Here is a 19504-nt window from a genome sequence, read left to right on the forward strand (position 1 = left end):
GTCACCTGTCGCTCTCTCACATCGCGCTCTCAGGAACGGGCACGGCGCACGGCCGCCTGTTGCCGCCGGGCACCGGCCCGGCGTCGGTTCTCCGCGCGCTCGCGCGCGGCCGCGCCGGGGGCAGCGGACGGATCCGCCCCGGACCGGCTCAGATGGGCGGCCAGCGAGGCCACCGTGGGGTGCTGGAACAGGTCGACCATCGACACCCGGTGGCCGAGGTCCGCCGCGAGCAGCGACCGCAGTTCGGCCATCAGCAGCGAGTGCCCGCCGAGGTCGAAGAAGTTGTCGTGGGCACCGACCCGCTCCACCCCCAGCACCGTGCGCCACAGCCCGGCCAGCGACCGTTCCAGCCCGGCCCCGGGCGCGGTGAACGGTGCGCCCGCCGCCGGGGCGTGCTCGCCCGGCTCGGGCAGCGCGTTGCGGTCCACCTTGCCGCTCGGGGTGAGCGGCAGCGCGTCCAGCACGGCGAAGGCCGCGGGCACCATGTACCCGGGCAGCCGGCCGCGCAGATGGGCGGCCAGCTCGGACGGCCCGGGCGGCGCCCCGGCGGCGTCGGCGGCGGTCAGATGGGCGACCAGCCGGACGTCCCCGGTCCGGTGCGGACGGGCCGTCACCACGGCCTCGCGCACCCCCGGGTGCTCGGTCAGCACGGCCTCGATCTCGCCGAGCTCGATCCGCAGGCCGCGCAGCTTCACCTGGTGGTCCAGCCGGCCGAGGTACTCCACCGCACCGTCCTCGCGGAACCGCGCGAGGTCCCCGGTGCGGTACAGCCGCGCCGCCGGGTCCGGGTCGAACGGGTCCCGGACGAAGCGCTCGGCGGTCAGGTCGGGCCGGTTCAGATAGCCCCGGGCCAGGCCCCGGCCGCCGATGTGCAGCTCGCCGGGCACCCCGACCGGCACCGGCCGCATCGCCTCGTCCAGGACCAGGATCCGGGTGTTGGCGATCGGCCGGCCGATCGGCACCGGCCGTCGGGGGTCCTCGTCCGGCCCGCAGGTCCAGTGGGTGACGTCGACGGCTGCCTCGGTCGGGCCGTACAGGTTGTACAGGGCGGCGGCCGAGCGGGCCAGGAAGCGGTCCTGGAGGTCGCGCGGCAGCGCCTCGCCGCTGCACACCACCCGGCGCAGGCTGACGCACTCCTCCACCGGCTCGCGCAGGAAGGCCTGCAGCACCGACGGCACGAAGTGCACCGTCGTCACGCCCTCCTGCCGGATCGTGCGGGCCAGGTAGCCGGTGTCCCGGTGTCCCTCCGGCCGGGCCAGCACCAGGGTCGCGCCGGCCGCCAGCGGCCAGAAGAACTCCCACACCGACACGTCGAAGGAGAACGGCGTCTTCTGCAGCACCCGGTCCGTGGCGTCCAGCCGGTAGGCGTCCTGCATCCACAGCAGCCGGTTGCGGATCGCGGCGTGCACGTTCATGACGCCCTTGGGGGTGCCGGTGGAGCCGGAGGTGTAGATGACGTAGGCGAGGTCCTCGCCGCCGACGGTGACCTCCGGGGCGGTGTCGGGCTCGTCGCCCGGCCCGGCCTCGAACTCCTCCACGCACAGCACCTCGGCATCGACCGCCGGCAGCCGCCCGAGCACCCGGCGCTGGGTGAGCAGCACCGGCACCCGGGCGTCCCGCGCCATGTGCTCCAGCCGGGCCGCCGGCAGCTCCGGGTCCAGCGGCAGATAGGCGCCGCCGGCCTTGAGCACCGCCAGCAGCGCCACCACCAGCTCCGGCGCGCGTTCCATGCCGACGCCGACCACGGTGTCCCGGCCGACGCCGAGCCGGCGCAGCCGGTGCGCGAGCCGGTTCGCCCGCCGGTCCAGCTCCCGGTAGCCGACCGAGCGGCCCTCGAAGCGCAGCGCCACCGCCTCCGGGGACAGCCGGGCGCGTTCCTCGAAGGCCTGGTGGATCCAGCCCTCGCCGGCCGGCCACTCCCGGGCGGTGTCGTTGAACTCCACCAGCACCCGGTGGCGTTCGGCCTCCGTCAGTAGCTCCAGCCGCTCCACCGGGCACTCCGGATCCGCCACGGCCTGCTCGGCGAGCCGGCCGAAACGTTCCGCCAGCCGGGCGACGGTGGACTCGTCGAACAGGTCGCGGTCGTACTCGAACCAGCCGCTCAGTCCGCCGTCCCGGTCGAAGGCCTGGAGCTCCAGGTCGAACCGGGCGCCGCCGCCGCGTACCGGCACCGGCTCCAGCCGGGCGCCGCCCAGGGTGAGGTCCGGCACCGCCTCCCGGCCGTAGGCGAAGCTCACCTGGAACACCGGCGGCCGGCTGAGGTCGCGGGCCGTGCCCAGCTCGCCGACCACCAGCTCGAACGGCACCTCCTGGTGCTCGTAGGCGTCGAGGCAGGACGCCCGCACCCGGTCCAGCACCCCGGTGAACGACGGCCCGCCGCCCAGCTCGGTGCGGATCGGCAGGGCGTTGACGAAGTAGCCGATCAGCGGCTCCAGTTCGGGCCGGTCGCGGACGGCGACGGGCACCCCCACCACCACGTCCTGGGAGCGGGCGTACCGGGACAGCAGCACGGTGAACACGGCCAGCAGCGCCATGTAGGTGGTCGCGCCCCGGCGGTGGGCCAGCTCCGACAGCCCGCGCAGCAGCGGCTCGGGCAGCTCGAACGGCAGTGTGCCGCCGTTGAAGCCCTGGACGGCCGGACGCGGTCGGTCGGTCGGCAGCTCCAGGGCGGCCGGCGCCCCGGCCAGCCGCTCCTTCCAGTACGCCGACTGCTCCGACCAGCGGCCCTGTTCGTGCTGCTCGCGCTGCCAGAGCGCGAAGTCGGCGTACTGGACCGGAAGCTCGGGCAGCGGCGAGGGCAGGCCGGCCGCGAACGCCTCGTACAGCGCGACGAGTTCGGCCAGCAGCACCCAGAACGACCAGCGGTCCGAGACCAGGTGGTGCAGGGCCAGTACGAGCACCGACTCGTTCTCGCCGGTGCGCAGCAGGTGCAGCCGCAGCGGCGGCCCGGTCTCCAGGTCGAACGGCTCGCCGACCGCGGCCGCCGCGATCCGCTCGTCCAGCCCGGCCGGGGTGAGGCCGGCCTGCCGCAGGTCGGTCACGGGCAGTTCGGGCTCGACGGACGGCCGCACCACCTGGACGGGGCGGCCCTCGCGCAGCGCGAAAGTGGTGCGCAGCGCCTCGTGCCGGCGGACCACCTCGCGCAGTGCCGCGTGCAGCACCCGGGCGTCCACCGGGCCGCGCACCCGCACCGCGCCCGGCACCACGTAGGCCGGGTTCGCGGGCCGGACCTGCTCCAGGAACCACATGCCCTGCTGGAACAGCGAGAGCGGGAAGACGTCCTCGGCGGGGGCCGCCGGGGCCGCCGGGGCCGGAGGGGCCGTGCCGTCGGACGCCCGCCGCTCGGCGAGCAGGCGCTCCAGGTGCGCCCGCTGCTCCGGGGTGAGCGCGGCGAGGCGCTCGTCGAGCTCAGTCATCGATCCGCTCCGACTCCCCGGTGACCTGCTCCAGGAGGGCGAGCAGCTCGGCGGTGGGGTCGGGGGCGGTGACGGCGCCGGGGGCGGGGGCGTGGTCGGTGGAGCGGGCCGCCCGGCGGATCGGCGCCGCCTCCCCGGTGGCGGTGGCGGCGGGCCCGGCGGCCGCCAGTCCCTCGACCACCTGCCCGGCCAGACTGCGGACCGTGGCGCCCTTGAGGAACTCGGCGACGGTCACCTTGACGCCCAGCCGGCCCTGGATCTCGTTGCGCAGCTCCACGGCCATCAGCGAGTCCAGGCCGAGGGTGGACAGCGGCGCGTCCGCGTCGACGGCGGCCGCGCGCGAGCCCAGGGCGGCGCGCACACTGGCGGTCAGTCCGGCGACCAGGGTCTCGACCCGCTGCTCGGCGGGGGCGGCCAGCAGTTCGGCGCTGGTCGGCAGCGCGCTCGCCGCGGCCCGGCCGGGGGCACCGGTCAGCCGGCGGGCCGGGGCCGTCCGGGCGGAGGAGGGCCGCTCGGTCCGCTCGGCGCGTGCGGCTCGTTCGGTGCGCGCCGGGCGTTCAGTCCTCGGGACGCGTTCGGCCCGCTCGGCCCGCTCGGCGGGGCGCCGCACGGGCGCCGCGGCGGAGCCGTCGCCGCTCGGCTCGTGCCAGCAGCGGGTGGCGGCGAACGGGTAGTGCGGCAGCGACGTCCGGGCCCGCCGGTACTCCCGGTCGAACCCCGCCCAGTCGACCTCGGCCCCCTCGGCGTACAGCTGCCCGAGGCTGCCGAGCAGGACCTCCCAGTCGTCGTACTTCGGCCGCAGGCTGGGCAGCATCAGCACGTCGTCACCGGTCAGCACCTCGCCGACCAGGCCCAGCAGGGTCGGCGCCGGACCGACCTCCAGGAAGGTGCGGTGGCCGAGCTCGTACAGCGCCCGCACCCCGTCGGCGAACAGCACCGGCTGCCGGGCGTGCCGCAGCCAGTAGTCGGTGTCCAGCGGCTTGTCCCACGGCCACAGCCCGCCGGTCAGGTTGGACAGCAGCGGCACGGCCGGTGCGCCGAACGGGACCTTCTCCAGCGCCGCCCGCAGCGGCTCCAGCACCGGTTCGACCAGCGGGGAGTGCGAGGAGGTGGAGATGCGCAGCCGCCGCACCTCGGCGCCGCGCGCGGCGAAGGCCGCGCAGACCTCGTCGACGACCTCCCGGACCCCGGAGACGGTGGTGTTCGCCGGGCCGTTGACCGCGGCGACGGCGACCAGCGCCTCGTCGTGGCGGGCGAGTTCGGCGGTCACCTCGGCCGCCGGGGCGGCGATCGCCGCCATCGCGCCGGACTCGGCGAGCCGCTGGAGCAGCCGGCCGCGCTCGGCGACCAGCCGCAGGCCGTCCTCGAGCGACAGCGCGCCGGCGAAGCAGGCGGCGGCGTACTCGCCGAGGCTGTGGCCGATCACGGCGGCCGGTTCCACCCCCCAGGAGCGCCACAGTCCGGCCAGCGCGTACTCCACCGCGAACAGCCCGGGTTGGGCGAACTCCATGGTGTTGATCAGCTCGCCGTCCGCCGCCGAGTCCGGGTACACGGCGGCGAGCAGCGGCGCCGGCAGCACGTCCCGCAGGATCTCGTCGCAGCGGTCCAGGGTGCGCCGGAAGAACGGCTGCGTCTCGTACAACCGCCGTGCCATGCCCGCGCGTTGCGGCCCCTGTCCGGTGAAGAGGAAGACCGGTTCGGCCGCCGGTCCGGATCCCGCCGGGGTGCCCCCGGACCGGCCCAGCAGCAGTCCCTCGCCCGGATCGTCGCGGACGAAGTCCGCCAGCCGCTCGGCGAGTTCGCCGGGAGTCGCGCCCACGGCGGCGAGGCGGTGCGGGAAGTGCGAGCGGCCGGTGTTCGCGGAGAAGCACAGGTCGGCCGCGTCCGCGGGACCGGCCTTCGCCAGCCGGTCCTGGTAGCGGCGCGCGAGCTTCAGCAGGGCGCCGCCGCTGCGCGCCGACAGGGCGAGCACCGACAGCGGGCGGTCCTCGCCCGGTCCGTCGGCCGTCCCCGCGCCCGCCCCGGCGTCCGTCCCGCCGCCCGGCGGGACGGCCGGGGCGTCCGGTGCCTGCTCGACGATCAGGTGCGCGTTGGTGCCGCTGAAGCCGAAGCTGCTCACCCCCGCCAGCCGCCGCGCCCCGCCTGACCCGGACCCGGCCTCGGCCGGCCACGGGGTGAGCGCGGTCGGCACGGCGAAGGTCGTGCCCTCGAAGGAGATGTGCGGATTGAGCTCGGCGAAGTGCAGATTGGGCGGGATCTGCCCCCGGTCCACGCAGAGCGCGGCCTTGATCAGCCCGGCGATCCCGGCCGCCGCCTCCAGATGGCCGAGGTTGGTCTTCACGGCGCCGAGGTGCAGCGGCGCGCCCTCGGCGCGGCCGTAGACCTCGGCCAGCGCGGACACCTCGATCGGGTCGCCCAGCTTGGTCCCGGCGCCGTGGGTCTCGATGTAGCCGACCCGGTCCGGACCCACCCCGGCGGCGGCCAGCGCCCGGCGGAAGACCTCGCGCTGCGCGGCGCCGTTGGGCGCGGTCAGTCCCGAGCTGCGCCCGTCCTGGTTGACGGCCGAGCCGCGGATCACCGCGAGCACCCGGTCGCCGTCGCGGCGCGCGTCCGAGAGCCGCTTGAGCACCACCACGCCGCAGCCCTCGCTGCGCACGAAGCCGTTCGCCGCCGCGTCGAAGGTCTTGCAGCGGCCGTCGTCGGCCAGCATCTCCGGGAACTGCGAGAACGAGATCGCCGCGTCCGGCGCGACCACCGCGTTGACGCCGCCCGCCATCGCGAGGTCGCACTCGCCGAGGCGGAGGTTCTGGCAGGCCTGGTGCACGGCGACCAGCGAGGAGGAGCAGGCGGTGTCCACCGAGACGCTCGGCCCGCGCAGGTCCAGCAGGTAGGAGAGACGGCCGCTGGCGATGCTGTGCGCGACGCCGGTGGACGCGTGGGCGGTGATGTCCTGCGGCTCGCGGAACAGCAGCCCGGCGTAGTCGTTGCTGCAGATGCCGAGGAACACCCCGGTCCGGCTGCCCGCCAGCGCGTCCGGCGCCTGCCCGGCGTCCTCCAGGGCCTCCCAGGCGACCTCCAGCACCAGCCGCTGCTGCGGGTCCATCGACACCGCCTCCCGGCGGGAGATGCCGAAGAACTCGTGGTCGAACCGGTCGATGTGGTCCAGGAAGCCGCCCCAGCGGGTGCTGTGCTTCCCGGGGGTGCGCGGCCGCTCGTCGTAGAACGCCTCGACGTCCCAGCGGTCGGCCGGGATCGCGCCGATCGTGTCGGTGCCGGCGGTCAGCAGCTCCCAGTACGAGTCCGGGTCGGTGACCCCGCCGGGGAAGCGGCAGCCGACGCCGACGATGGCGATCGGCTCGGTCCTGGCCCGCTCGTGCTCGTCGATCCGGCGCTGCATCCGCTCCATGGTCAGATAGGCGCGCTTCATCGCCGTCGTCGAGCCGGAGCGGTCCTCGGGCGTGTCGCCCCGGGTGGTGTGCTCGCGCGTGGTCATCGTCCCTGCCCCCGGTCGGTCGGATCGGCACTGGTGTCGAACTGCTCGGTCTTGGCGAGGAGGAGGGCCTCCAGTTCGCGTTCCGACAGCCCGTCGAGGTCCTCGGGGCCGACGGGGCCGTAGGGGTCCGCGGGCCCGTGGAGGTCGACCTCGGCGCCGTGGAACCGGTGGAGGCCGGCGTCCGGGCGGTGCGGTCGGTCGGGGCGGTGCGGGTGGTGCGGGGCTTCGGCGTCCTCGGCCCCGGCGGCGGCCCCGGCGGCGGCCTCCAGCGGGATCCCCATCCGTTCGGCGAGGAACGGCACCAGGGCGTCCAGCGTCGGGTACTGCCAGCCCAGCGTGGCGGGCAGCGGGACGCCGAGGGACAGCTCCAGCCGCGAACGCAGCTCCAGGGTCCGCATCGAGTCGAAGCCGAGGCCGGCCAGCGGCGCCGAGCTGTCGATCGCCGCCGGGTCCGGCGCCCCCGGGCCGTCCAGCACCCGGGCGGCCAGCTCCCGGCAGTGCCGGACCAGCAGGGCCCGGCGGCGCCGGCCCGGCTCGACCGCCAGCAGCTGCCGCCGGAGCGCCTCCCCGCCGTCGGAGTCCGCCGCCGCTGCGCCGGTCCCGGGAGAGCCGCCCTGTGCGGTGCCCGCGCCGCCCGCCGAGCGGACGATCGCGGCCGGGCTGCCCAACAGCCGGGCGAGGGAGGACAGTCCGGCGCCGTCCACGCTCAGCGCGGGCAGTCCGACGGCCCTGCGGTACCCGGCGAGCGCGTCCAGGCAGGCACCGAGCGCCGTGGCCCGGCCGGGTGCGGAGGCCGGGTCGGCCAGCACCAGGAAGTCCAACGGCCTTTCGGCGGTGGCGAGATGGAGCCGCCAGGCGTCGGCGGCCGGGCCGGCCGCGGTCAGCGGGTCTTCCTCGTCCTCCGCCGGTCCGTCGCCGTCCGCCGCATCCGCCGTCGCGAGGTGCGCCGCCTCGGCGCCCGCGAGGTGCACCACCCCGGCCAGCGGCGCCGCCGGGGTGTCGAACGCGGCCACCGCGGCGGCCACCTCCTCGGCACTGGACGGATCGGCGACCGGCAGCACCGTCTCCACGCCCCGGGCGCGCAGTTCGGCCACCACCGGCTCCGCGGCGGCGTCCGCGGCCGAGCCGGGGGAGCCGAGCAGGGCGATCCGCCGTGCCCCCAGGTCCGCCAGCCGGCGGGCCGCGGCCAGGGCCACCGGGGTGGTGCCTCCGGTGACCAGGTAGCCGGCCCGGGCCCGGACCACCGAGCGGGTCGGCGGCACCGCGAGTTCGGGCTCCGGCTCCGGACGCAGCACCAGCTTGCCGGTGTGCCGGGCCTGCGCCATCGCCGCGAACGCCTCCCGGGCCCCGGCGAACGGGTGGACGGTGACCGGCAGCGGCCCGAAGCCGCCGTCCTCGAACCCCCGCACCACCTCCTCGAACAGCTCGGCCAGCAGTTCCGGTTGCGCGTGGAAGGTGTGGTCCAGGTCGACCGCGAACAGCGCCCGGTTCGCCTTCAGCCCGCCGAGGCCGATCGGACTGTCGTCGTGGATGTCGCGCTTGCCCAGTTCGACGAACCGCCCGCCCGGCGCCAGCAGCGCCAGACCGCGCCGCAACGCCTCCCCGGTCAGCGAGTTGAGCACCACATCGACCCCGCGCCCGTCGGTGGCCGCCGCGACCTCCGCCGCGAAGTCCGTCGAGCGGGAGTCCGCCACCAGCTCCACGCCGTCGAGTTCGTTCAGGAAGCGGCGCTTGGCGGCCGTGCCCGCGGTGGCGAACACCCGCGCCCCGCACCGCCGGGCCACCGCCAGCGCGGCCAGGCCCACACCGCCGCTCGCCGAGTGGACCAGCACCGTCTCGCCCGCCCGCAGCCGGGCCAAGTGCCGCAGCCCGTACACGGCGGTGAGGTAGGCCACCGGCACCGCCGCCGCCTGCTCGTCGTCCAGTGCCGACGGCCTCGGCGCCACCAGGTGCTCCTCGGTGGTGGTCCAGGCCGCGAGCGCGGACGGCGCGACCGCCATCACCCGGTCGCCGACCCGGAAGCGCTCGACCCCCGGGCCGACCGCGCTCACCCGGCCCGCGCACTCGACCCCCAGCGGGACGGTGCCGGCCGCGCCCGGGTAGGCGCCCATCGCCTTGAGCACGTCGCTGAAGTTCAGCCCCGCCGCCGCGACCTCGATCTCCACCTGGCCGGGGCCGGGCGCGGTCCGCTCCCAGCGGGTCGGCGTCAGGCTCTCCAGCAGACCGGGCCGGACCGCCAGCAACCGTTGGTTGGTGTCCAGCTCGGGATCGAACGGCCGCCGCTGCCAAGCGGGTTCGGTGCCGTCGGCGGAGTCCTGCGGCACCCGGACCGGTGTGTACGCGAGCGGTCCGCGCAGCGCGGCGGAGAACTCCCCGGCCGGGCGCAGCAGCACGTCCAGCAGCCGGGCGGCGTCGTCCCGCGCCGGGTCCGGGTCGAGGTCCACCAGCAGCGGGCGGGGCGCGTCCGTCCCCGCCGGGGCCACCTCGGCCGCACCCCACAGCAGCGCCTGCACCGGGTCGGGCGCCCCGTCCCGCTCGGTCACCCGCTGCCCGCCCCGGGTCAGCAGCACCAGGCGAGGGGCTCCGGGCAGCCCCTCGGCGGCCAGTTCCCGGACCAGCGGCGGGGCCGGGCGGAGGGTGTCCTCGCGCGCCGCCGGGAGCGGGAACGGCACCGGGCCCCGCGGCGCCGGTCCGGCGGCCGCGTCCAGGGCCCAGGCGTACAGGACCCCGGCCCACGGCTCGTCGCCGGCCGCGCGCAGCTCCTTGAGCAGCGCGGCGAGGTCCTCCGGGCGGGCCGGGTCGAGCTCGTACCGCAGCGGGTCGATCCGCCGGGAACGGCCGCCCGGGGTGACGGTCACCCAGCTGCCGCGCCGGGCGACGAGTTCGGCGCCCAGGGCGCCGGCCGTGCCCGCGCGGTCGGCGAAGAGCAGCCAGCGGCCCGGTGCGCCGGCCGGCGCGCCCGTGCCGTGCCCGGCCTCGGCCCACTCCAGGGCGAACAGGGCGCGCCCGGTCCCCTCCTCGGCGGGCTGCTGCCGTTCCACCGCAGCCGCGGCCGCGGGCGCGTCGGCGGCCGCAGGCACCGGGGCTGCCGCCGCATCGGGCGCCTCCGGCGCGTACCGGCGCCGCTGCCACGGGTAGTTCGGCAGATCCAGCACGGCCCTGGGCAGGCCGGCGAACCCGCCGTCGGCCTGGTCCCGGTCGTGCTGCGCACGCTCGGCGAGCACCACTCCGGACGGCGCGCCGCCCTCGGCCAGCCCGCGCAGCGCCCGCAGCGCGGCGGCCCGGTCGGCGGCGGCGATCCGCGCCCGCCAGCGGTGCCGGGCCCGCCCGGCACCGGCCGTGTAGGCGAACGCCGGGTAGGACCCGTCCGGCAGCCCGGCGAGCCGCCCGTGCAGGGCTTCGGCCAGCGCCCGCACCGCCTCCGGCGTCCGGGCGGACAGCTCGAAGCCCGCCACCGGAACGGTCCCGGCGCGGTCCGCGGCCTCCTCGGCCGCACCGAGGATCACCTGGGCGTTGGTGCCGCCCATGCCGAAGGCGCTCACCGCCGCGTGCCGCCCGCCGCGCTCCGGCCAGGGCCGCAGCGTCGTCGGCAGGGTGATGGCGGTGCCGTCCAGGTCGATCAGCGGATTGAGGGCGGTGAAGTTCACCAGCGGCGGCACCTCGCGCCGCCGCAGGCACAGCACCGCCTTCACCAGGGCGATCACCCCGGCCGCCGACTCCGGGTGGCCCAGATTGGCCTTGACCGAGCCGACGCTCAGCTCGGCCCCGCCGTTGCGACGGCCCAGCGCGGCGGCGATCGCCTCCATCTCGATGGTGTCCCCGAGCGAGGTGCCGGTGCCGTGCGCCTCCACCAGCCCGATGTCGGCGGCGGCGAGCCCGGCGTCCGCGAGCGCCGCCTCGGTCAGCGCGACCTCCGACAGCACATTGGGCGCGGTGAAGCCGGTCGAGCGGCCGGTCTGGTTGACCGCCGAGCCGTGCACCACCGCGTGCACCCGGTCGCCGTCGCGCCGCGCGTCCTCCAGCCGCTTCAGCACCAGGACGCCGCAGCCCTCGCCCCGGGCGAAGCCGTTCGCCCGGGCGTCGAAGGGCCGGCACCGCCCGTCCGGCGACAGGGTGCCCGCCAGCTGGTGCAGCCGGGTCGCACGCGGCGAGAGCACCAGGTTCACCCCGCCCGCCAGCGCCACGTCGCACTCCCGGCGGGCCAGCGCCTGGCGGGCGAGGTGCACCGACACCAGCGAGGAGGAGCAGGCGGTGTCCACCGTGATGGCGGGACCGGCCAGCCCCAGCGCGTACGCCACCCGGCCCACCGTGAAGCAGTGGCCGTTGCCGCCGGCCCAGTGGGTGTCCAACTCGCCGCTGTGCCAGTCCCAGTACTCCTGGCCGGTGATGCCGACGAACAGCCCGGTGCGGGCCGCGTCCAGCCGGTCCGGCGGCAGCGCCGCGTTCTCCAGCGCCTCCCAGGCGACCTCCAGCAGCAGCCGCTGCTGCGGGTCGACGCCCCGGGCCTCGGCCGCGCCCATGCCGAAGAACTCCGCGTCGAAGTCCATCACCTCGTCCAGGAACCCGCCGCTGTGCGGCAGTTGCTCCCACTCGGCGGCGAACGGCCCGCGCCGCCCGGCGGGCAGCGGACCCACCAGCTCGCGGCCCTCGGCCAGCGCGGCCCAGTAGCCGTCCAGGTCGGCGATGCCGCCCGGCAGCCGCAGGCCGATGCCGACCACGGCCAGCGGACCGGTGCCACTGGCGGCGTCCAGCTGCGCCCGCAGCTTGCGGACGGTGTCGAGTGCCCGGGTGAGCGGGGTGGGCGCGGGCGCGGCGGGGCCGCTCTGCTGCTGCTCCGTCATGCGCTCAGCCCTCGCCTTCCGTAGCCGCTTCGCCCGAGGAGCCGTCCTTGCCGTCCTCGCCCGCCGCCGGATCGCCCAGCAGCCGTTCGGCCAGCACCGCCGACAGCGCCCGGGCCGAGCCGTACGTCCACAGCAGCGTCGGCGACAGCCGCAGGCCGAACGCCGCCTCCAGCCGGTTGCGCAGCTCCAGACCCATCAGCGAGTCGAGACCCAGAGACTTGAACGGCGTGTCCCGGTCGATCGCCCCGGCCTCCAGCCGCAGCACCCGCCCGGCCAGCTCCTGCACCTTGGCCTCCAGCAGCTCCGGCCAGCGCTCCTGCGGCGCCCCGCGCAGCTCGGCCAGGAAGGCCGCGCCCGCGCTGCTGCCGCTCCCGCCGCTCCGGGCCAGCTCGCGCAGCGCGCTCCAGCTGTCCAGCGTCGCGGTGTCCGGGTACGCCTCCTGGTACTGCCGCAGGTCGATCGGCACGTACGCGACCACCTGCTCGTCGGCGCCGAGGAACCCCTCCAGCGCCCGCCAGCCCTCGGCGGTGGAGAAGCCCGCCATGCCGCGCTCGGCCAGCCGGGCCCCGCGGTTGTCCTCCGCGGCGGCCAGTCCGACATCGCTGAACGGGCCCCACTGCACGCTCAGCGCGGGCAGCCCGCGCCGCCGCCGGTCCACCGCCAGCGCGTCCATGAAGGCGTTGCCCGCCGCGTACGCCGCCTGCCCGGCGTTGCCGAACAGCGCCGCCGCGGACGAGAACAGCAGGAAGAAGTCCAGCGGATCGCCCTCGGTCACCGCGTCCAGGTGGACCGCGCCGTCGACCTTGGGCGCCAGTACCCGGTCCAGCTGCTCCGCCGTCAGATTGAGGACGGTCGCGTCGTCCAGCAGACCGGCGGCGTGCACCACCCCGCGCAGCGGCGGCAGCTGCTCGCGCACCCGGCGCACCGCCGCCGCGTCGGCGACATCGGCCGCGAAGGTCTCCACCAGCACGCCGCGGGCCCGCAGCGCCCCGATCCGGGCCACCGCCTCCGGCCCCGGCGCCGAACGGCCCACCAGCGCCAGCCGGCCCGCGCCGCGCCCGGCCATGAACTCCGCCAGCGACAGGCCCAGCGCCCCGAGCCCACCGGTGATCAGATAGGTGCCGTCGCCCCGGAACCGGCCGTCCCGCAGCGGCTCCGGCGCCACCTCGGTGACCGTCGAGGGGTCCGACAGCACGAACTTCCCGATGTGGTGGCCGTGGGACATCTCCCGCAGCGCCTCGGCGGCCCGCGCGAACGGGTAGGACAGCACCGGCAGCGGCGCCAGCTCGCCCGCCTCCACCCGCTCCCACACCTCGGCGAACAGCCGGGTGAACAGTGCCGGCCGGCGGGCGATCACCCCGGCGAGGTCCAGCGAGGCCAGCGCGATGCCCTTGCGGAACGCGTCCAGGGCCAGCGTGCGCCCGCCGTAGATGTCGGCCTTGCCGACCTCGACGAACCGCCCGCCCTCGGCCAGCACCTCCAGACCCAGCGGGATCGCCGCGCCGGTCAGCGAGTTGAGGACGACGTCCACCCCGCGTCCGCCGGTCGCCGCCCGCACCTCGTCGGCCCAGGAGAGGTCCCGGGAGTCGAAGACGTGCCGCACCCCCAGCTCGCGCAGCCGGGCCCGCTTGTGCGCGCTGCCCGCCGTGGCGAGCACCTCCGCGCCCAGGAGCCGCGCCACCGCGATCGCCGCCAGCCCCAGCCCGCCCGCCGCCGAATGGATCAGCACGGTCTCGCCCGGCAGCAGCGAGGCCAGGTGCCGCAGCCCGTACCAGGCGGTGATGGTCACCGCCGGGAACGCCGCCGCGTCGGCGTCCGCCATCCCCTCCGGCACGTGCTGGGCGTGGTCGGCCGCCACCGTCCAGTGGGTGGCGAGCGCGCCGCCGCTGGTGCAGGCCACCACCCGGTCGCCCGGGACGAAGCGGGTGACCCCCTCGCCGGTCCTGGTCACCACGCCCGCGCCGTCCAGGCCGAGCAGCCGGGCGTCGGCCGTCGGGTCCGGGTAGGTGCCCATCACCTTCATCACGTCGATGAAGTTCAGCGCCGCCGACCCCACCGCGAGCTCGATCTCCCCGGCACCGGGCGCCCGCCGCTCCAGCGGCCGGAACGCCAGCCCGTCCCAGGTGCCCCGGCCGTCCGGGGCGAGCCGGAACGGCTGCGGGGCCGCCGACCGCCAGCGCGGCCGGGCCGGCTCCGCCGGGTCGTCCACCGGGCCCGCCGCGCCGCGCACCAGCCGGCCGACCAGCCGCTCCCCGCCCCGCAGCACCACCTGGTCCGCGCCGTCCCCGGCCGACAGCTCGACGGCGCAGCGCGCCGCCCAGCCGGCCTCGTCACCGGCCACGTCCACCAGCACCGGCCGCAGCTCGGGGTGCTCACGGCGCAGCACCCGCCCGAAGCCCCAGTACAGGGCCGCGCCCGGATCGACCGCCCCGGCCACCGACGGCGGCAGCTGGGCGTCGGCGGTCACCACGACCAGCCGCGGCACCAGCGGCCGGGCGGAGCAGGCGCGCACCAGCGCGGCCAGCGCGGCGAGACCCGCCCGCTGGGCGTCCGGCCCGGCGTCCGCGCCCGGTGCCAGGAACACCACACCGTCCAGCCCGTCCACCGGGGCCAGCCGCTCCTGCCAGACCTCGGTCCGCGCGGCGTCCGCGCCGTCGGCCACCTGGGCCAGCGCCGTGCCGCCGAGCGCGCCCAGCGCCTCGGCCAGCTCCCCGGCCCGCGCCCAGGCCGCGGTGCCGCCGACCTGGTCGGCCGCGCACACCGCCCAGTGGCCGGTGTGCCGCGGTGCGCCGGTCGCGTCCGTCGGGGCCTCGTCGACGCGCTCCTCCGGCCGGAACTCCAGCCGGTGGATCCGCTCCGCGTCCACGGCACCGGGATCGGCCGAGGCCGCCAGCGCCCGCATCCGCAGACCGAGCAGACTCAGCACCGGCCGCCGCCCGGCGTCGAACAGGAACAGGTCCACCTCCTCGCCGCCGTCCCGCCGCACCGCGTGCGACCACAGCGCCGTCACCGGCTCCGCGAGGTCCTGGTGCAGGTGCACCCGCCCGATGCCGACCGGCACCGCCGCCTCCTCGCCCGGGAACAGCGGGATCGAGGCCTGCAGCGCCGCGTCCCACAGCGCCGGGTGCAGCCGGTGCGGATGGCCGCCGGCCAGGCACCCCTCCGTCAGCCGCACCTCGGCCAGGCACTCCGCCGCCCCGGCCCGCAGCCCCACCACACCCTGGAACGCCGGACCGTAGTTCAGGCCCCGCGCCGCGCAGTCGGCGTAGAACGCGGCGGCCGGCGCGGCGTCGAGAGCGAGCAGCCGCTCCGGGAACGACGGCGCGTCCGGCGCGGTGTCCTCCGCCAGCACCCGTGCCGAGGCGTGCCGCACCCAGCCGTGGCCGCCCGGCTCCAGCGAGGACAGCGTGAAGCTGCCGCCGCCCGAGACATCGTCCCGCCAGCCCAGCGCCACCGTCACCGGCTCCTCGGTGAGCGTCAGATGGCTGTGCAGGCCGACCTCCGCCAGGGTGCGGTGCGCGCCGCCGGTCCTGGCCAGCGCCGTGCGCAGCGCCAGCTCCAGCATCCCGGTGCCGGGCAGCACCACCGCGTCGTACACCCGGTGGTCGCGCACCCAGGGGATGTCCGCCGGGGCCAGGTCCAGCAGGCCGGTCCAGGCGCCCTGCTCGGTCACCGACGGCACCAGCCGCAGCTCCTCGCCGGCCCCGCCCCCGGCCCGCCGGCGGCCCTGCTCCACCCAGTGCACGGCCCGCTGCCACGGATACGGCGGCACCGGGGCCCAGGCGGTCCGGGGCAGCGCGCCGAACGGCTCCAGACCGCTGACGTACCCGCGCGCCACCGACTCACGGACCGTGTCCGGCGAGCCCAGATCGCGCCGCATCGTGGACAGCACCTGCGGCGGCACCGGCCGCTGCGCCGCCAACTGCTCCAGCGCCGGGGTGAGCACCGGGTGCGGGCTGATCTCGACCACATGGGTCACCCCGGTGTCGAACAGCCGCTCCATCGCGTCGGCGAACATGACCGGCCGGCGCAGGTTGTCCACCCAGTACCGGGCGTCCAGCTCCGGCCCCTCCAGCGGGGCCACCCGCACCGTCGACATCAGCTCGACGTCGCCCCGGCCCGGCCGCACCGACCGCAGTGCCGCCAGCAGGTCGTCCTCCAGCTCGTCCATCTGCGGGCTGTGCGAGGCGTAGTCCACGTTCACCAGCCGGCAGAAGGTGCCCTCGGCCTCCAGCAACTCCTTGAGCGCCAGCACCAGTTCGGTGTCACCGGAGAGCACGCAACTGTTCGGGCCGTTGTTCACGGCCAGCGACACGCCCTCCTCGAAGCCGGACAGCGCCGCCTTCGCGGCGTCCAGCGAGAGGTCCACCGCCAGCATCCGGCCCCGGCCCGAGGTCCGGCGGGCGATCGCGCTGCGCCGGGCGACGACCATCGCGCCGTCCTCGTAGGAGAGGATGCCCGCCGCCGTGGCCGCGGTGACCTCGCCCTGGCTGTGGCCGACCACCACGTCCGGCTCGACGCCGGCCGCCCGCCACAGTTCGCACAGGCCCAGCGAGACGGCCCACAGGGTCGGTTGCAGCATGTCGATCCGTGACAGCCACTCCTCCCCGGCCTCGCCGGAGACGACCCGGACCAGGTCCCAGTCCGTCCACGGCTCCAGCGCGGCCGCGCAGCGGTGGATCACGGCGGCGAACACCGGCTCGGCGGCCAGGAGTTCGCGGCCCATGGCGTGCCACTGCGAGCCCTGGCCGGGGAACACGAAGGCGGTCCGGCCGACGGTCGCGGCCCGTCCGGTGAACACGCCGGGCACCGGCTCGGCACCGGCCGGGTCGGCGGCCAGCCGCTCCAGCTGCGCGGCCGCTCCGGCGGCGTCGGCGGCCAGCAGGGCGGCCCGGACCGGGAACTGGTCGCGCTGCCAGGCGAGGGTGCCGGCCAGCGCGGGCAGGGCCGGGGCGGTCGCGCCGGTGAGCAGTCCGCGCAGCTCGCGGGCGCGCTCGGCGAGCGCCTGCTCGGAGTGCGCGGACACCGGCAGCAGCACGGGGGCGGGGTGTCCGTCGGTGCTGCGGTGTCCGTCGGTGGTGCGGTCGGCGTCGGTGCTGCGGTCTCCGTCGGTGGTGCGGTCGTCGGAGCGACTGTCGCGGGCGGCCGGTGCTGCCGTGCGCGGCGCCCCGGTCAGTACCACGTGCGCGTTGGTGCCGCCCCAGCCGAAGCTGCTCACACCGAGGAAGACCTGCTCGTCCGCCGGCAGCGGCAACGGCTCGCGGACCACCGTCACGTTCAGCTCGTCGAAGGCGATCTCCGGATTGAGCTCCGCCGAGTGCAGGCTCGGCGGCACCACGCCGTGGCGCAGCGCCAGCAGCGCCTTGAAGAGCCCCGGAATGCCGGCGGCGGCCTCCAGATGACCGATGTTGGTCTTCACCGAGCCGATCGGCAGCGGGCCGGCGTCCGCGCTGCGGGTCTGCCCCAGCACCCGGCCGACGGCGCCGGCCTCGATCGGGTCGCCGACCGAGGTGCCGGTGCCGTGCGCCTCGACGTAGGCGACCCGGTCAGCCGGTATGCCCCAGTGCCGGTAGGAGTCGCGCAGCAGCCGCTCCTGGCCGAGCGGACTGGGCGCGACGACGCTCTGCCCGCCGCCGTCGTTGTTCACCGCGGTGCCGGCGATGACGCCGTGGATCCGGTCGCCGTCCGCCTGCGCCCGGGCGAGGGTCTTCACGAACAGGGCGCCCACGCCCTCGCCGCGCACGAAGCCGTTCGCCCCGGCACCGAAGGCCTTGCACCGGCCGTCGGGGGAGAGGCCGCCGAAGTAGGTCAGGCCGATCGAGGCGGTCGGGTCGAGCATCAGCGCGACACCGCCGACGATCGCCGCGTCCACCTCGCCCGCCCGCAGGGCCTGGGCGGCGAGGTGTGCCGCGACCAGGGCGGAGGAGCAGCCGGTCTCGACGACCAGGCTGGGCCCGGTGAGCCCGAGGAAGTAGGAGACCCGGGCGGCGATCATGTCGAGCGCGTAGCCGGGCGCGGTGTGCTGGGTGACCCCGGCGGCGCTCTTGCGGCCGACGTGCTCGTAGTCGTGCCAGCCGGCACCGACGAAGACGCCGGTCCGGCTGCCCGCGAGCGCGCGGGCCGGTGTTCCGGCGTCCTCCAGCGCCCGCCAGGCGGCCTCCAGCATCAGCCGCTGCTGCGGGTCGAGCATCTCCGCCTCGCGCGGGGAGATGCCGAAGAAGGTGGCGTCGAACCGGTCGACGTCGGTGAGGAATCCGCCGACGGCCTGGATCTCGCGCTGCGGGTCGAGCTGCGCGGTCGCGTCCCAGCGGGTGGCGGGGACCGGGCCGATGGCGTCGTGACGCTCCATCATCAGCCGCCAGAAGCTCTCGACGTCCGGGGCGTCGGGGAACCGTCCCGCCATGCCGACGACGGCCAGGGCCTGGGTCGGGTCCTGGACCACAGGGTCTGTGTGCATGTCCTCTTCCTCGGGCATCCGTGGTGAGCCGGTCCGGGCAGGGGCCGGCGCCCGGCCCGGGGCGCGCGGGGGCGCGTCGGGGCGGGTGGCCGGCCGGGCACGGGCCGGGGTCGGGGCGGACGGGTGCCGCGCGGGAGGGTGTCGCGCGGCGGTGTCGGGTCGGGACGGCCGGGCACGGCCGGCGGAACCGGGGGCCGGGACGGCCGCGCGGGAGGGTGTCGCGCGGGCCCGGTCGGGCGTCGGGGCGTCGGGGCGGCGGAGGGGTCGGGGGCAGCGGGTGACGGCGGGCAGCGGGTGACGGGGGGCGTGGGTGAGGCGTGGGTGACGGGGGCCGCGCGGGGCGGACGGGCCCCGCGCGGCAGTCGATCACCAGTGCGCATCGTGGTCCCGGCCGGTCACCGCCGACAAGGCTTTGACCTGCTTCTACTGACACTTGTCACGTCCCTGCCCGCGGGCGTCGGGTCGGCCGCCGGAGCCGGGATAAGTTGAGGGGTCACCGAATGACACGCGTAGACCCACCGGTCCTGCTGAGGACATGTCCGCACCCGGACGCCCGGGTGCCGTCGACGGGAGCGGGCCGTCCGCCACACACTGGGGCGCGGCCGCAATGATCACCATGAGTTCCGTTCACGGGATCCTCGGGGGAGACCTAGTGATGACCATTCGTGTGTTGGTAGCCGACGAGCAGCTGCTGCCCCTGGACGCGATCGCCGAGGTGCTCGCGTCCGTGAAGGACTTCGAGGTCGTGGGGGCGGTGAACCGCAGTTCGATGGTCGTCCCGGTCGCGGTCCGCCGCCGGCCGGACGTGGCCGTACTGGGCATGGGCACCGCGCAGGGCGGCTTCCGCCTGGTGCGGGAGCTCGGGAAACGCTTACCCGACTGCCGGGTCGTCCTGATGGCGGCCCGGCCCACCCGGACCCTGGTGGACCGGGCGGTGTCGGCGGGGGCGCTCGGCGTCGTCACCAAGCAGACCAAGATCCCCCGCCTGGTCGACGCGATCCGGGACGCCGCCGCGGGCGGCCGCCCGGCCCCGGGCGACGCCGAACCGGTGCCCGACGGTCCGGCCGCCCGGACCGCCGGCGCGGAGCAGGTACTGAGCGCGCGGGAACGCGAGATCCTCCGGCTCACCGCGACCGGCGCCTCGGTGAAGGAGGTGGCCCGCGAGCTCTACCTGGCCGCCGGGACGGTCCGCAACCTCACCTCGGGCGCGATGCGCAAGCTCGACGGGCGCAACCGCTTCGACGCCGCCCGGATCGCCGCCGAACGGGGGCTGCTGTGAAGGGACTTGCCGCCCCCG

The 19504-nt window shown here is 76.7% G+C and carries 5 protein-coding genes; 1 reads left to right on the top strand and 4 read right to left on the bottom strand.

The features are described from left to right. Window positions 1-29: 29 nt before the first annotated feature. Genes BLU95_RS37315 through BLU95_RS45340 form a run of 4 tightly spaced genes read right to left on the bottom strand, consistent with a single transcriptional unit; the run spans window position 30 to window position 18207 of the window. Window positions 30-3416 (bottom strand): non-ribosomal peptide synthetase, encoded by a 3387-nt coding sequence (locus tag BLU95_RS37315; protein WP_093863898.1) that lies wholly within the window; start codon window positions 3414-3416, stop codon window positions 30-32. Further along, the gene (locus BLU95_RS37320) at window positions 3409-6909 is read right to left on the bottom strand and encodes a type I polyketide synthase (RefSeq protein WP_173862201.1); all 3501 of its coding nucleotides are present in this window, start codon (window positions 6907-6909) and stop codon (window positions 3409-3411) included. Before BLU95_RS37320 ends, BLU95_RS37315 begins: the two co-directional genes overlap by 8 nt. Beyond that, a complete protein-coding gene (locus tag BLU95_RS45335; protein WP_093863899.1) occupies window positions 6906-11750 on the bottom strand; it encodes a beta-ketoacyl synthase N-terminal-like domain-containing protein in 4845 nt (1614 codons plus the stop codon). The genes BLU95_RS37320 and BLU95_RS45335 overlap by 4 nt, the downstream gene beginning before the upstream one ends. Before the next feature lie 4 nt (window positions 11751-11754). After that, entirely contained in the window at window positions 11755-18207 is a 6453-nt protein-coding gene (locus tag BLU95_RS45340) for a type I polyketide synthase (protein ID WP_093863900.1), read from the bottom strand. Window positions 18208-18862: 655 nt separating this feature from the next. On the opposite strand from BLU95_RS45340, the gene BLU95_RS37335 reads away from it, so the two are divergent. Next, the gene (locus tag BLU95_RS37335; RefSeq protein ID WP_093863901.1) at window positions 18863-19486 is read left to right on the top strand and encodes a LuxR C-terminal-related transcriptional regulator; all 624 of its coding nucleotides are present in this window, start codon (window positions 18863-18865) and stop codon (window positions 19484-19486) included. The last annotated feature ends 18 nt before the right edge of the window (window positions 19487-19504 follow it).

Source organism: Streptomyces sp. TLI_053 (assembly GCF_900105395.1).
Taxonomy (GTDB): domain Bacteria; phylum Actinomycetota; class Actinomycetes; order Streptomycetales; family Streptomycetaceae; genus Kitasatospora.

Coding starts and splice junctions, on each gene's coding strand:
- BLU95_RS37315 (WP_093863898.1), bottom strand. CDS start 3,416: ATGACTGAGCTCGACGAGCGCCTCGCCGCGCTCACCCCGGAGCAGCGG.
- BLU95_RS37320 (WP_173862201.1), bottom strand. CDS start 6,909: ATGACCACGCGCGAGCACACCACCCGGGGCGACACGCCCGAGGACCGC.
- BLU95_RS45335 (WP_093863899.1), bottom strand. CDS start 11,750: ATGACGGAGCAGCAGCAGAGCGGCCCCGCCGCGCCCGCGCCCACCCCG.
- BLU95_RS45340 (WP_093863900.1), bottom strand. CDS start 18,207: ATGCACACAGACCCTGTGGTCCAGGACCCGACCCAGGCCCTGGCCGTC.
- BLU95_RS37335 (WP_093863901.1), top strand. CDS start 18,863: ATGACCATTCGTGTGTTGGTAGCCGACGAGCAGCTGCTGCCCCTGGAC.